This is a genomic window from Arthrobacter crystallopoietes (assembly GCF_017603825.1).
Classification (GTDB): Bacteria; Actinomycetota; Actinomycetes; order Actinomycetales; family Micrococcaceae; genus Crystallibacter; species Crystallibacter crystallopoietes_B.
Genome location: NZ_CP072014.1, coordinates 1,103,652 through 1,116,661 on the forward strand (window position 1 = coordinate 1,103,652; position 13,010 = coordinate 1,116,661).

General features: G+C 66.4%; 14 protein-coding genes. 12 read left to right on the top strand and 2 right to left on the bottom strand.

Features of this window, described 5'->3' with window-relative positions:
* Positions 1–2 precede the first annotated feature (2 nt).
* Entirely contained in the window at positions 3–797 is a 795-nt protein-coding gene (locus tag J5251_RS05170) for an HAD-IIA family hydrolase (protein ID WP_139003935.1), read from the bottom strand.
* A 212-nt stretch (positions 798–1,009) separates the two neighbouring features.
* Here J5251_RS05170 and J5251_RS05175 point away from each other — a divergent pair, with 212 nt between their 5' ends.
* The 6 genes from J5251_RS05175 to J5251_RS05200 all read left to right on the top strand — a co-directional run bounded on the left by J5251_RS05175 (position 1,010) and on the right by J5251_RS05200 (position 6,505).
* Entirely contained in the window at positions 1,010–1,615 is a 606-nt protein-coding gene (locus J5251_RS05175; RefSeq protein WP_240792959.1) for a TrmH family RNA methyltransferase, read from the top strand.
* A gap of 164 nt (positions 1,616–1,779) precedes the next feature.
* Complete coding sequence (locus tag J5251_RS05180; RefSeq protein WP_139004212.1) at positions 1,780–2,874, top strand: FUSC family protein; 1,095 nt, start codon at positions 1,780–1,782, stop codon at positions 2,872–2,874.
* Between the two features lie 40 nt (positions 2,875–2,914).
* Positions 2,915–3,991 (top strand): class II fructose-bisphosphate aldolase, encoded by a 1,077-nt coding sequence (gene fbaA / locus J5251_RS05185; RefSeq protein WP_139003936.1) that lies wholly within the window; start codon positions 2,915–2,917, stop codon positions 3,989–3,991.
* The gene (locus tag J5251_RS05190) at positions 3,992–4,411 is read left to right on the top strand and encodes a DUF3151 domain-containing protein (protein ID WP_139003937.1); all 420 of its coding nucleotides are present in this window, start codon (positions 3,992–3,994) and stop codon (positions 4,409–4,411) included.
* 238 nt (positions 4,412–4,649) lie between these two features.
* Complete coding sequence (locus J5251_RS05195; RefSeq protein WP_208575398.1) at positions 4,650–5,795, top strand: LPXTG cell wall anchor domain-containing protein; 1,146 nt, start codon at positions 4,650–4,652, stop codon at positions 5,793–5,795.
* An 83-nt stretch (positions 5,796–5,878) separates the two neighbouring features.
* A complete protein-coding gene (locus tag J5251_RS05200; RefSeq protein ID WP_208575399.1) occupies positions 5,879–6,505 on the top strand; it encodes a thymidine kinase in 627 nt (208 codons plus the stop codon).
* Here J5251_RS05200 and J5251_RS05205 read toward each other — a convergent pair.
* On the bottom strand, positions 6,469–7,344 hold the full coding sequence (locus J5251_RS05205; RefSeq protein ID WP_432264419.1) for a DUF72 domain-containing protein: 876 nt from the start codon (positions 7,342–7,344) through the stop codon (positions 6,469–6,471). The genes J5251_RS05200 and J5251_RS05205 overlap by 37 nt on opposite strands.
* A 232-nt stretch (positions 7,345–7,576) precedes the next feature.
* Between J5251_RS05205 and J5251_RS05210 the strand changes: the two genes are divergently transcribed.
* From J5251_RS05210 to J5251_RS05235, 6 genes are all read left to right on the top strand, one after another.
* A complete protein-coding gene (locus J5251_RS05210) occupies positions 7,577–8,866 on the top strand; it encodes an adenylosuccinate synthase (RefSeq protein WP_208575401.1) in 1,290 nt (429 codons plus the stop codon).
* 43 nt (positions 8,867–8,909) lie between these two features.
* Entirely contained in the window at positions 8,910–10,136 is a 1,227-nt protein-coding gene (locus tag J5251_RS05215) for a pyridoxal phosphate-dependent decarboxylase family protein (RefSeq protein WP_208575402.1), read from the top strand.
* A 43-nt stretch (positions 10,137–10,179) separates the two neighbouring features.
* Positions 10,180–10,323: a hypothetical protein gene (locus tag J5251_RS05220; protein WP_208575403.1), complete on the top strand. Its 144-nt coding sequence runs from the start codon at positions 10,180–10,182 to the stop codon at positions 10,321–10,323.
* 76 nt (positions 10,324–10,399) lie between these two features.
* Positions 10,400–11,206: a carbon-nitrogen hydrolase family protein gene (locus J5251_RS05225; protein ID WP_208575404.1), complete on the top strand. Its 807-nt coding sequence runs from the start codon at positions 10,400–10,402 to the stop codon at positions 11,204–11,206.
* 249 nt (positions 11,207–11,455) lie between these two features.
* Positions 11,456–12,010 (top strand): RNA polymerase sigma factor, encoded by a 555-nt coding sequence (locus tag J5251_RS05230; RefSeq protein WP_208575405.1) that lies wholly within the window; start codon positions 11,456–11,458, stop codon positions 12,008–12,010.
* A complete protein-coding gene (locus J5251_RS05235) occupies positions 12,007–12,966 on the top strand; it encodes a hypothetical protein (RefSeq protein ID WP_208575406.1) in 960 nt (319 codons plus the stop codon). Before J5251_RS05230 ends, J5251_RS05235 begins: the two co-directional genes overlap by 4 nt.
* Positions 12,967–13,010: the final 44 nt, after the last annotated feature.

A 13,010-nucleotide genomic window follows, 5' to 3' on the forward strand; every position in this document is an offset into this window, starting at 1 on the left:
TCCTAAAGCTGGGGGAGCAGGTCCGCCACGGACTTGAGCGTCTGGTTGGGCCGGAACGGGAACGCGGAGACGTCCTCGGGCCGGGTAATGCCTGTATAAACCAGCACCGTGTGCAGGCCCGCCTCCATGCCGGCGATGATGTCCGTATCCATCCGGTCCCCAATCATGGCGGTGGTCTCCGAGTGGGCCTCGATCTGGTTCATCGCGGAGCGGAACATCATCGGGTTCGGCTTGCCCACCACGTACGGCGCGCGGCCAGTGGCCTTGCTGATGAGGGCCGCGACGGCGCCGGTTGCCGGCAGTACGCCGTCCCTCGACGGACCGGTAGCGTCCGGGTTCGTGGCGATGAACCGTGCCCCTTCGCCGATCAACCGGATAGCCCTGGTGATGGCCTCGAACGAGTAGGTCCGGGTCTCGCCAAGCAACACGTAGTCGGGGTCCTGGTCGGTGAGGATGAAGCCCGCGGCGTGCAGCGCCGTCGTTAATCCTGCCTCGCCGATGACATAGACGCGCGCGCCGGGCATCTGGTCCTTGACGAACTCTGCGGTGGCCAAGGCGGAGGTCCAGATGTTCTCCTCGGGTACCTCCAGGCCGGACTGGCGCAGCCGCGCCGCCAGATCCCGGGGTGTGTAGATGGAGTTGTTGGTCAGCACGAGGAAGCGCCGCGAAGTGTCCACCCAGCGCTGGATCAGCTCGGCGGCACCCGGAATGGCCGAGTTCTCGTGCACCAGCACGCCGTCCATATCCGTAAGCCAGCATTCGATGTCGGCGGGCTTTCGGCTCTCGGCTTTGGCCATAGGTGCAGGACTCCTTGATGCTCGGGCGGTATTCGCTTTGTGGCTGGCCTCAGTCTGTCACCTACCCTTGAGAGGTGGAAGAGACGAACAACCAGCTCACCGTGGCCTTGCCGACGGCGGACCCCGGGAATGACACCGGGAATGACTCCGGGAATACTGCCGCAGCGACCGTTGGGACCGGACCGGCTGCCCCGGCTGCCCCGGCTGCCCCGGTGGTCGGCGTCGGCCCATGGGAAGGTCCGCTGCCGGAAGGCGACCACTGGGATCCGGAGCTGCTGGCCCACGGGGACACCCGCAATGTGGTGGACGAGTACCGCTACTGGAAGCACGAGGCGATCGTGGCGGAGCTGGATTCCCGCCGGCACAACTTCCACGTGGCGATTGAGAATTGGCAGCACGACCTGAACATCGGCTCCGTGGTGCGTTGCGCCAACGCCTTCCTGGCCAAGGAAGTGCACATCATCGGACGACGGCGGTGGAACCGGCGGGGTGCCATGGTCACCGACCGCTACCAGCACGTCCGCCACCACCCCACGGTGGAAGACTTCGTCAGCTGGGCGCAGGAGGAGGGGCTGCGGGTGATCGGGATCGACAACTTCCCCGACTCGGTGCCGCTGGAAACCTACGACCTGCCGGAAAACTGCGTGCTGGTGTTCGGCCAGGAAGGCCCCGGCCTGACGCCGGAGGTCCACGAGGTGGCCGATGCCACGCTGTCCATCGCGCAGTTCGGCTCCACCCGGTCCATCAATGCCTCGGCTGCGGCCGCCATCGCCATGCACGCGTGGGTACGCCGCCACGTCTTCGCGCAGCACGTCTAGGGGGTAGGCCAGGCACACCCGGGCGAGCATCGCACGTCCAGGGGATCTGGTAGGCACTTGGCACGGCGCTTTATGTCGCTTTGGGACCTTGTATGACGAGCCGGTAGTGGCCCGCCGTGCGCTCTGCTAACTTCCGATAGTTGGTTCAAAGAGGGGATGTGCGGGTGAAGCTGGTCAAGCACCACGTCCGCACGCTTCATTCCCTCGGTCCGGCCAGCAACGATCATCTGGCGGCACTCCGCGTCGCCGTCAGCGTGGCCGTGCCGTCGCTCGTCCTGCTGTTCCTGGGGTGGCCGGACCTGATCATCTACGCCGTTTTCGGGGCGCTGACGGGCATGTACGGCAGGAACGAACCGCACCAGCTTCGGCTCAAGCACCAGACACAGGCAGCTTTGTTCCTCCTGTCCGGCGTGACCGTCGGAGTCTTGCTGTCGGTCGCCCACATCCATTCATGGGGCCTGGTGGTCGTCGAGGCACTGCTCGCCGGAGTCGGCTCCGTGGTAGCAGACAGGTTGCGGCTCCGGCCGAACGGGCCGTTCTTCGGCATCCTGGCCCTGGGCGCTTGTGCCTCCATTCCCACCACCGTTCCGATGCTCGCCGCCGTACTGATTTGCGCCGGGTCCGCCGCGTTCTCCGTCGCGATCGGCTTCGGCGGCTGGATCAGGCTGCGGACCTGGAACCCGGCTGCCGTCCGGGCTGCGGCGCCCCTGGGCCGGCAGAAGACCGTGGTGCACGCTGCACGCTACGTGCTGGCTGTCGGCGCCGCGGGAGCCATCGGGGTTCTGAGCGGCAGCGGGCATCCGCACTGGGCCATGGCCGCGGCCGCCGTCCCCCTGGCCGGCGCGGATCTGCCCAGCAGCGTCCATCGCGGACTGCACCGGATTGTCGGCACCTTCCTCGGCTTGGCGGTTGTCGCCGTCGTACTTTTTCCTGGTCCCGCCTCGCCGCTGCAGTTCTTTCCCGGCCGGGAAGCCGCCGTGCTGGCTGTCCTGGTGATCATTTTCCAATTCACCACCGAACTGTTCATGACCCGGCATTACGGGCTCGCCATGGTCTCCTTCACCCCGGTCATCCTGCTCATGACACAGCTGGCGTTCCCGGAGGACCCGCTCCTGCTGGTCACCGAGCGCGGTGTGGAAACGCTTGTGGGCGCGGCGATCGGCATCCTCGTGGTGGTCACCGTCCACGCGCGGCGGAGTGCCGCGGGCTCCGGTCGGGTGGATACAGGCGGCAGCAAGGACATCGGGGCGGCTTCATAGACCCCTCCGGGTGGCCCGCTGCCGGGGGCGACTGGATAGGATGGAGACAGAGGCCACCTCCCTCGAGAACTCACTTATCTATCAAGGAGTCCGCATGCCTATTGCAACCCCTGAGATCTATACCGAGATGATTGACCGCGCCAAGAGCGGCGGCTTCGCCTACCCTGCAATCAACGTCACCTCTTCGCAGACGCTGAACGCGGCACTGCAGGGCTTCGCCGATGCGGGCTCGGACGGCATTATTCAGGTGTCCACCGGCGGTGCCGCTTATTGGTCCGGCGCAGGGGTCAAGGACATGGTTGCCGGTTCCCTGGGTTTTGCGGCGTTTGCCCGCGAGGTTGCCAAGAAGTACCCGATCAACGTTGCGCTGCACACGGACCACTGCCCCAAGGACAAGCTGGACAGCTTTGTGCTGCCGCTGCTCGCCGAATCCGAGGCAGCCGTCAAGCGCGGCGAGGACCCGATCTTCAACTCCCACATGTGGGACGGCTCGGCTGAGACCCTGGAAGACAACCTCCGCATCGCCGAGGAGCTGCTGGCCCGCACCGCCGCGGCCAAGATGATCCTCGAGGTCGAGATTGGCACCGTCGGCGGCGAGGAAGACGGCGTCGAGAATGAGATCAACGAGAAGCTTTACACTACGGTCGACGACGGCCTGAAAACCATCGAGGCGCTCGGCGCGGGCGAGAAGGGCCGCTACATCACCGCCCTGACCTTCGGTAACGTGCACGGCGTCTACAAGCCGGGCGGCGTGAAGCTGCGCCCCGAGCTGCTCAAGCAGATCCAGGACGAGGTCGGCGGGAAGATCGGCAAGGAGAAGCCGTTCGACCTGGTCTTCCACGGTGGCTCCGGCTCCTCCGAGCAGGAAATCGCGGACGCTGTTTCCTACGGCGTGATCAAGATGAATGTGGACACCGACACCCAGTACGCGTTCACCCGCCCGGTGGCCGGCCACATGTTTGCTAATTACGACGGCGTTCTCAAGGTGGACGGCGACGTTGGCAACAAGAAGGCCTATGACCCGCGCGTTTGGGGGGCCGCCGCCGAGAAGAGCATGGCCGCCCGCGTGGTCGAAGCCGCCCAGCGGCTGGGTTCGGCCGGAAAGTCCGTGAAGTAAATGGCCGAGTTCCGCAGGAACCTGCTGGGCCCGGACGCCACCAAGCTGCCGGAGGAAACCGAAGTCCTGGCGCGGCTGGACGCCGGCGACGAGGCCCTTGACCTCGCAGCAAAGCACCCGACGTCGTCGTTGGTTTGGGCCATCCTGGCCGATGAGGCCTACGGCGAGGGCCGGACCATCGAGTCCTACGCGTTTGCCCGCGTGGGATACCACCGTGGCCTGGACGCCCTGCGCCGGGCCGGCTGGAAGGGCGCCGGACCCATTCCGTGGGAGCACGAGCCGAACCGCGGCTTCCTGCGCGCCTTGTATGCGCTGGGCCGGGCGGCCGCAGCCATCGGCGAGGGTGAGGAAGTAGCCCGGATCGACAAGTTCCTCAATGAATCGGACCCCGAGGCGAAGGCTGCCATCGAGGCCTCCTGAGCTTCCTGATGCAATAAGTGGAGAAAAGGCGGGAGCAGCGGCGCACAAAGCGCCCCTGTTCCCGCCACTCGTTAACACAGGTGAATCGGAAGGAAAAACGTTCCGACTGGCGCATATGTCCGGGATCACTTATATTTCTGCTTAGGTCCGGATGAAGCCGGCCGCAGGGCGCGGAATTCATCGGATTGGCGCGAGTGCTGCCCTGCCTGCACAGCCAAGTTGGGGACAGGACATCCACGTGACATCACGACTGCGCTCAGCGCTGCTCACCGGCGCCGTTGCCGCCACACTCGCCCTCGGGGCCGCACCGGCCCAGGCCGACGACCAGCAGGATCCGTCAGGCCTTCCCGCCGCGGAACAAACCGCCCCCGCGCCTGCTGCGGGCCTGGTCGCCACTGACCTTGAAGCTGCACCTGCCACCGAACCCGCCCCGGCCACCGAAGTTGTGCCGGCCGAACCCGCACCTGCTCCGGTGCAGCCGGAAGAGCTGCTGGCCGACGCAGTCATTCCCGTGCTGGTGGAGGAAACCGAGACCAACGACGACGGCGGGACGCCCACCGGGTCAGTCGAGGAATCGCTTGAGGATGTTGACGGTGGCGCTGGAGGGGCCGTCGACCCGCTGGAAGACGGCGCGGTCGACGCACCGGCCAGCGGTGCGGGGGAGGATCCCGCTGCTGAAGCTGACCCGGCGCCCGTGGCCGAAGCTGAACCTGCTCCGGCCATACCTGTGGTCCGGCCCGGCACCCCGTCCGGCCCCACGCCCTCTACTCCTCAGACCCCGGTTCCTGCCGGCTTCGAGTCCATCGTTGTGGGCGGCCGCACCCTGACCCACACAGACTTCAACATCCCCGATGACATCGCCGCCAGCGACGAGGAGACCATCGCCCGCTGGATGGAAGAGAATATTGACCTTGTCCTCGAGTCCGAGGGCATGATCTACATCGTTGACCTCATGATCGGCTATCTCGAAACGGGAGACCGGGAAGGTCTGGAAGCCCTGATCCGCGAACTGGGCGCCTCCGATCCTGCTGCCGCGGAAGACTTGATTCGGGAGCTGGACGGATGGTTCCAGTGGCTCGAAGAATGGCCGGCCGGCTTTGGAGAATGGCCAGACAACTTCGGGGAATGGCCGATGGGCGAGGAGATCTTCCCCGCGCCGCCGGCCACCGAACCATCAGCCGTCTCCCCGGCCAGCGTCGAGGTGGCTCCGGCCGCGGTCGTGCCCGCTTCGAGGCACGCCGAACAGCCTGCCGCGCCCGTGACCGCCCCGGCAGGCGAACTGGCAGAAACCGGTGCCACAGGCACCGTCTGGCTGGCCACCGGCGGGGCAGGATTGTTGCTGCTCGGCGTCGCCCTGGTTGCATTGCGACGCCGGACGGCCTGAACGTCCAGCGCTGCGGCGGCTGAACCGGACCGTCATGGCGGATCAGTAGAATCGACTGCTGGACCGCTTTGAAAGGTACGATTTTGGCCAAACTCTATTTCCGGTACGGCGCGATGAATTCCGGAAAGTCCACCGGACTGCTCCAGGTTGCCTTCAACTACGAGGAGCGCGGGCAGCGCGTGCTGCTGGCCAAACCCCAGCTCGACACCAAGGGCGACACCGCGATCGTCTCCCGCCTGGGCATGACCCGGGAGGTGGACTTCCTGATCCGCCCGGGCGATAACGTCCGGGAGCTGTTCGGGAAGGTCGCCTCGGGGGATGATCCGGATGCCCTGCTGGAGCATGTGGAGGTCAAGCCGGTAGCCTGCCTGCTGGTGGACGAGGCGCAGTTCCTGACACCTGGCCAGGTGGATGATCTGTTCCGCATCGCAGTGCTGGACGGCGTGCCGGTGATCGCCTACGGCATCCGCACCGACTTCCGCACGGTAGCCTTCCCCGGCGCCGGCCGGCTGCTTGAACTGGCCCATTCGCTGGAGGAGCTGAAGACGATCTGCCGCTGCGGGCGGAAAGCGGTCTTCAACACCCGGCGGATCGGAAACGAGATTGTTTTCGACGGCGAGCAGGTGGCCATCGACGGCCAGGACATCGCGTACGAATCGTTGTGCGGGAACTGCTATCTTGAGGCGTCCGGCGGCCGGCTCGGCAGCTGAGAGTCGGCCAGCCGCTTCGCCAGGCCCATCGCGTCGTAAGGTGCGCGGACCTTCACATCGTTGTCGAAGTAAAGGTAGGCGTCCCGGCCCACCCCGTCGGGGCAGCCGCTGCCGTCCAGCCAGCCGCGGACCGTGTCCGCCCAATGATCCAGGTCGGCATCGCCGTAGCCGCTGACGTAGAGCTCGTCCTTGCCGTGCAGCCGGACGTAGGCGAAGTCGGCCGTGATCTCGTGCACCATCGGCCAGGTCCCGGCGCTGTCGGCCACGACCAGGGCAATGTTGTGCCGGCGCAGCTGCGCGTAGAAGTCCTCGGTGACGAAGGTGGAACTGCGCACCTCCATGGCATGGCGCAGCGGCCGCTCCTCGGTAACGTCGAACCAGGTCCTGTCCCGCATCAAGTCCGTATGTTCGGACGCAAGGCGGGCCGCCGCCGTCGTTGTTCGGGGCAGCAGCGTCAGGAACTCCTCGACGACGTCGGGGTCGTATTTGAGGTTTTCCGGCAGCTGCCATAGGAACGGGCCGAGCTTGCCGCCGAGCGCCAGCACGCCCGAGGCGAAGAAGTTCGCCAGCGCCCCGCGGGCCTCCCGAAGGCGGCGCATGTGGGTGATGAAGCGGCCGCCCTTGACCGCGAAGACGAAGTGCTCCGGTGTGGCGTCGCGCCATTGCAGCCAGCTGGACGGGCGCTGCAGGGAGTAGAAGGAGCCGTTGATTTCCAGCGAGTCGAGGTGGGTCGCGGCGTATTCGAGTTCCTGCCGCTGGGGGAGGCCCTTGGGATAGAACGTTCCGCGCCACGGGGCGTAACGCCACCCGGAGATGCCGACCCTCGCAACTGGTTTCAAAGTCCCCACGCTCAGCACGCTACTCCGCGGGGACACGGGAGGCCAGAGCCGCCCGGACACCCATTGCGACTTCCCGCGGCTGGAGGAATCCGCGGTTAATCGGCGCATCGGCTAAACTTGGCAGGTAAGAGCCCCAGAACTCCTCCGGAGTCGGGGCGTTCTCATGCGCGGCAGATGCTTCCTGCCTCTCCCCTTGGCAGGGTTTCCGCCGCATCGAATGGGGGAGGATCCCATGCCAGCAATTGTGATCGTCGGAGCCCAGTGGGGCGACGAAGGTAAAGGCAAGGCAACGGACTTGCTTGGCGGCCGCGTGGACTACGTGGTCAAGCCGAACGGCGGCAACAACGCCGGCCATACCGTCGTCGTTGGTGGTGAGAAGTACGAGCTCAAGCTCCTTCCCGCCGGCATTCTCAGCCCCAACGCCACCCCCATTATCGGCAACGGTTGCGTGGTGAACCTGGAAGCCCTGTTCGAGGAGATCGACGGCCTGGAGGCACGCGGCGCCGACACGTCCAAGCTCCGCGTCTCCGCCAACGCCCACCTGGTGGCGCCGTTCCACCAGACCATGGACAAGGTGACGGAGCGCTTCCTGGGTAAGCGGGCCATCGGCACCACCGGTCGTGGCATCGGCCCCGCCTACATGGACAAGGTGGCCCGGCTGGGCATCCGTGTGCAGGACGTGTTCGACGAGTCCATCCTGCGCCAGAAGGTACAAGGCTCGCTGCACCAGAAGAACGAGCTGCTGGTCAAGGTCTACAACCGGCGCGACGTCGACGTCGAAGAGATCGTGGAGTACTTCCTGTCCTTCGCGGAGCGGCTGCGCCCGATGATGATTGACTCCACCTTCGTACTGAACGAGGCGCTCGACGACGGCAAGGTGGTGCTGATGGAGGGCGGCCAGGCCACGTTCCTGGACGTGGACCACGGCACCTACCCGTTTGTCACCTCCTCCAACCCGACGGCGGGCGGCGCGTCCGTGGGCTCGGGCATTGGTCCCACCCGGATCAACCGTGCCGTGGGCATCATCAAGGCCTACACCACCCGCGTGGGCGCCGGACCGTTCCCCACCGAGCTCTTCGATGAGATGGGCGAGTACCTGCAGAAGACCGGCGGCGAGTTCGGCGTGAACACCGGTCGCCCTCGCCGCTGCGGCTGGTACGACGCCGTGCTGGCGCGCCATGCCTCGCGGGTCAACGGTTTCACGGACTACTTCGTGACCAAGCTGGACGTGCTGACCGGGATCGAGCGGATTCCGGTGTGCGTGGCGTACGACGTCGACGGCGTCCGGCATGACGAGATGCCGATGACCCAGACCGAGTTCCACCATGCGAAGCCCATCTTCGAGTACTTCGACGGCTGGACCGAGGACATCACCGGCGCCCGGAGTATCGCGGATCTGCCGCCGAACGCCCAGCTCTACGTGAAGGCGCTCGAGGACATCTCCGGCACCCGGATCTCCGCCATCGGCGTGGGCCCGGACCGGGACCAGACCATCGTGGTGCGGGACCTTATCGCCGAATAGCGGTACCCTGTCCGGCCTCCGGGTTTGGGCGTAGCATGCAGGAATGGCGGATGACTACGGCATCCTGCGGCGCACTGCCGAGCTTGCCACCGAGTACCTGCGTGCCCTGCCCGAGCGCCCGGTCAAGAGCGGCATGGCTGCGGCGGACCTGCGCCGCGAACTGATCACCGCGCTGCCCGAGGCTGGCGAGCAACCACAGGCCGTGATCGAGCATCTGGCGGAGGTGGGCGGCCGTGCCGCGGTGGCCATGGCGGGACCGCGCTATTTCGGGTTCGTCATCGGCGGCTCCCTGCCGCCGGCCCTGGCCGCGGACTGGCTGACCTCCACCTGGGACCAGAACGCCGGGCTCTATGCGGGTGGGCCGGCAGCGTCGGTGGTGGAAGAAGCCGTGGGCGCCTGGCTGCTGGAGCTGTTCGGCCTGCCGCCGGCCAGCGGATTCGGATTGGTGACCGGCTGCCAGATGGCGCACTTCACCTGCCTGGCCGCCGCCCGCACCGCCGTATTGGAGCGGGCGGGCTGGGACGTCACCGGACGCGGGCTCTTCGGCGCGCCGGAGGTAGAAGTGGTAGTCGGCGACGAGGCGCACAGCACAGTCCTGTCCGCCCTGCAGTACCTGGGGCTCGGCCGCGACCGGGTGCACACCGTGGCCACGGACAGCCAGGGCCGGATTCGCCTGCGGGAGCTCGAGAAGGTCCTCGCGCGGATTCCGCACCGGGATCCGTTGATCGTGAACCTGCAGGCCGGCAACGTGAACACCGGCTCCTTTGATCCGATCCGCGCCGCCATTGACTTGGTCCGCCGTCGCGAGGGAGCGTGGGTCCATGTGGACGGTGCCTTCGGGCTATGGGCCGCCGTGAGCCCCGGACTGCGGCCCCTGCTCGATGGAGTGGAACTGGCCGATTCCTGGGCCACGGACGCGCACAAGTGGCTCAACGTCCCCTATGATTCAGGCCTGGCGTTTGTCGCCGACGCCGATGCGCACGTCAAGGCCATGGCGCCGCCGCAGGCCTCCTACCTTGAGTACGGGCAGGAACGGGACGAAGTGTCCTGGGTGCCGGAGTTCTCCCGCCGCGCCAGGGGCTTCCCGATCTACGCGGCGCTGCGCACCCTCGGCCGGGACGGCGTGCGGGAGATGGTTGGGAACTGCTGCGCGCTGGCCCGGCACATGGCGGCCCAGCTCGGCCAGGTCGACGGCGTCGAAATCCTCAACGACGTGGTGCTCAACCAAGTGCTGGTCCGCTTTATCCCCCCGCGGGGATGGAAACATTAGCGGCGCCGGCGCGGACGACTTTACCCACGACGTCGTACGCCGCGTGCAGGAGGACGGCACGCTCTGGCTCTCCGGCACCACCTGGCACGCCATGACCGCGATGCGGATCAGTGTGTGCAACTGGTCGACCACCCTGGAGGACGCGGACCGCTCCGTGGAGGCGATCCTGCGCTGCGCCGGACGTTGACAACCCTTTAGAGATTCCGTGCCGCGGGTTATGTAGTCTGGAATGAGACACGCCGCCATCGAGACGGGAGCGCATCATGAAGGTCAGTGTTGGGCAATTCGATCCTTCCGGGGACGTCAACGAAAACCTCAGCGTCATGCGTGCACAGGCCGAAGAGGCCAAGGCCGCGGGCGCCGAACTGATCCTGTTCCCCGAAGAGTCCATGTTCACCGTCGGCAAGGTCGAAGGGAATCTGATCTCCGCCGTCAACGAGCACTGGAGCGCCTTCGTCCAGAAGCTCTCGTTCATCGCTGCGGAGACCGGCATCGCCCTGATCGCCGGCGGCTATGAGGCCAGCGGGGAAGAGCGCCCCTACAACACGCTCGTGATCGTGGACGCGACCGGCCAGATTGTGGATACCTACCGGAAGCTGCATCTGTACGACGCGTTCTCCTACCAGGAGTCCACCAAGATCAAACCGGGCGACGGCGGCCTGAAGCTCGTGGAGATCGGCGGGCTGCGCGTGGGCGTGATGACCTGCTACGACGTGCGCTTCCCGGAGATGGCCCGCGGCTTGGCGGACCAGGGGGCGGATCTGATCTGCGTGGCGGCCGCCTGGTTCAAAGGGGACCACAAAATCGAGCACTGGGAGACGCTGCTCAAGGCCCGCGCCATCGAGAACACCTGCTGGGTGGCCGCGGCCGGCACCTCCAGCAGCCACACCGTGGGGCATTCAGCGATTTTGGATCCGATGGGCATTGTGCAGGACTACCTCAACGACGAGCCGCGCGGCATTGTGACCGTGGACGTAACCCGCCGCCGCATCGACGAGGTCCGCGAGTTCCTTCCGGTCCTGCGGAACCGGCGCCTGGCCAGCACGGTGGACGTGGTTGAGGCCCACTAAAGCCAGGCACCGGGAACGGCCCGGAAAAAGTTTTTAGAAAGTTTTTTGAAACCGCGTAACTTTTCCCCAAGCCGGTTCGATTACTTATATGTAGAGGCCGCGCCACAGCTTCCCCCCCAACGAGCTGTGGCGCGGCTTTCACATCTTTTGGATGGGCCCGGCCGAATGCCGGGTGCTGCATCCAGCGCGGAGCGAGTGGCACGGCTATGATAAGGGACGCCGGGCCAGTCGCTACTTAAAGGAAAAACCGTGGATGGGTTGCTGACAGATGAGGATCTGTTGGCCGCTGTTTCCGGAGACGGGCGTTCCGCCGAGAAGATTTACCGCTCTTTATCGCCCGCGGTGATGGGGTACCTGCAGGCCAGGGGCGTTGAGGACACCGAAGCCGTCGCCCAGGAAGTCTTCCTGACGGTATTCCAGAAACTCGACAAGGTCACCGGGGGTGTAGCAGGTTTGAAGACGTTCACGTTCTCGATAGCCCACGCCAGAGTGGTGGACGCCGCCCGCGCCCGTGCTCGCCACCCCCATCTCGCCGAGTACGACCCGGATTTCGACACCCGGACGGTCGCCTCGGCCGAACAGGTCGTGGTGGACCGCTCCGGCGGCGACGTCGTCCAGCTGTTGCAGACCCTGAATCCGGACCAGCGTGACGTCCTGTCGCTGCGCATTGTGGCGGACCTGCCCATCGACCAGGTAGCCAGGGTCATGGGCAAGTCGGAGGGCTCGGTCAAGCAGCTCCAGCGCAGGGCACTCGCGAAACTCAAGGACATGGTCATCGGCAGCAAGGTAGGAGGGGCATCATGAACCAGCAACGTCCCGGCACAGCGCCGGATGCGGATCTGCTCGCCGACGCAGGCGACTATCCGGAATTGCATACCTTGCTGGCCGAGCTCCGCGATCTCGGCCAGGGCCCCGCTCCCGAGCCGTCCCCGGAGCTCGCCGCCTTCTTCAAGCCCAAAGTCGTCCCGCTGCGCCGCAAGCGCCGGGGCGCGATCGTCGGCGTCGTCGTCGCCGCCTCCATGAGCCTGGGCGTGGGTGCCGTGGCAGCCAACGAGGAGGTCCGCGAGAACCTGTACGCCGCCGTGGACACCGCGGTGGAGCTGGTGCAGCCGGATGAGCAGCACCAGCCGGCCAACCAAGCTAACGACGGCGGTGCCTCCGACAATGCGCTGCCGGCACTTCCGCCCGTGGTCGCTACGCCGGGCGGAGCGGACCTCTCCGCCGGAGCCGGGCAACGCGTAGAACGCTCCGGCGGTCCGGTGCAGGCCGCGGCCAAGGAACCGGGCAACCCGCGCGGCAACGGTACCGACTCGCGGGTCCGAGCCAGCGGACAGCCGCCCGCTGTTCCCGCCGCACCCGCTGTGCCGGATTCGGCAGCGAAGGCTTCGGGCGGCAAAGGCCAGCCGGCCGGCGGCCAGGCCAAGGAAAAGGCCAAGGCGGATGACAACGCCCACGACAAACCGAAGGCCAACAAGCCCGAAACCAAGCCCCAGAAGCTTGCCGACGAAGCAGTCCGAAACGCCGTGCCGAACGCCGGGAAGGCGCAGCAGCCCGTGAAGCGGCTCGTGCGGCGCGCCGTCGAGGGTGCCCCGCTCGTCAACAGGGGCCAGGACAAGCAGGCGCCCGGACAGGCCGAGGACAAGGGCAGCGGAGCGGCGGAAAAGCAGTCCGGTCCGGTCGAAAAGATCGTGGAAAAAGGCGTGGACCCAACCGCGGATCGGTTGGGCAGAACCATGGGCAACGTAGCAGACAGGGACTGAGCCGCAGAACTCAGGCAAAAGCCAGGCCCCGGTTTCCCGGAGCC

Excerpts from the sequence above, each read along its gene's own strand:
- J5251_RS05170 (WP_139003935.1), bottom strand. The coding sequence starts at position 797 with ATGGCCAAAGCCGAGAGCCGAAAGCCCGCCGACATCGAATGCTGGCTT.
- fbaA (WP_139003936.1), top strand. The coding sequence starts at position 2,915 with ATGGAGACAGAGGCCACCTCCCTCGAGAACTCACTTATCTATCAAGGA.
- J5251_RS05190 (WP_139003937.1), top strand. The coding sequence starts at position 3,992 with ATGGCCGAGTTCCGCAGGAACCTGCTGGGCCCGGACGCCACCAAGCTG.
- J5251_RS05210 (WP_208575401.1), top strand. The coding sequence starts at position 7,577 with ATGCCAGCAATTGTGATCGTCGGAGCCCAGTGGGGCGACGAAGGTAAA.
- J5251_RS05215 (WP_208575402.1), top strand. The coding sequence starts at position 8,910 with ATGGCGGATGACTACGGCATCCTGCGGCGCACTGCCGAGCTTGCCACC.
- J5251_RS05225 (WP_208575404.1), top strand. The coding sequence starts at position 10,400 with ATGAAGGTCAGTGTTGGGCAATTCGATCCTTCCGGGGACGTCAACGAA.
- J5251_RS05235 (WP_208575406.1), top strand. The coding sequence starts at position 12,007 with ATGAACCAGCAACGTCCCGGCACAGCGCCGGATGCGGATCTGCTCGCC.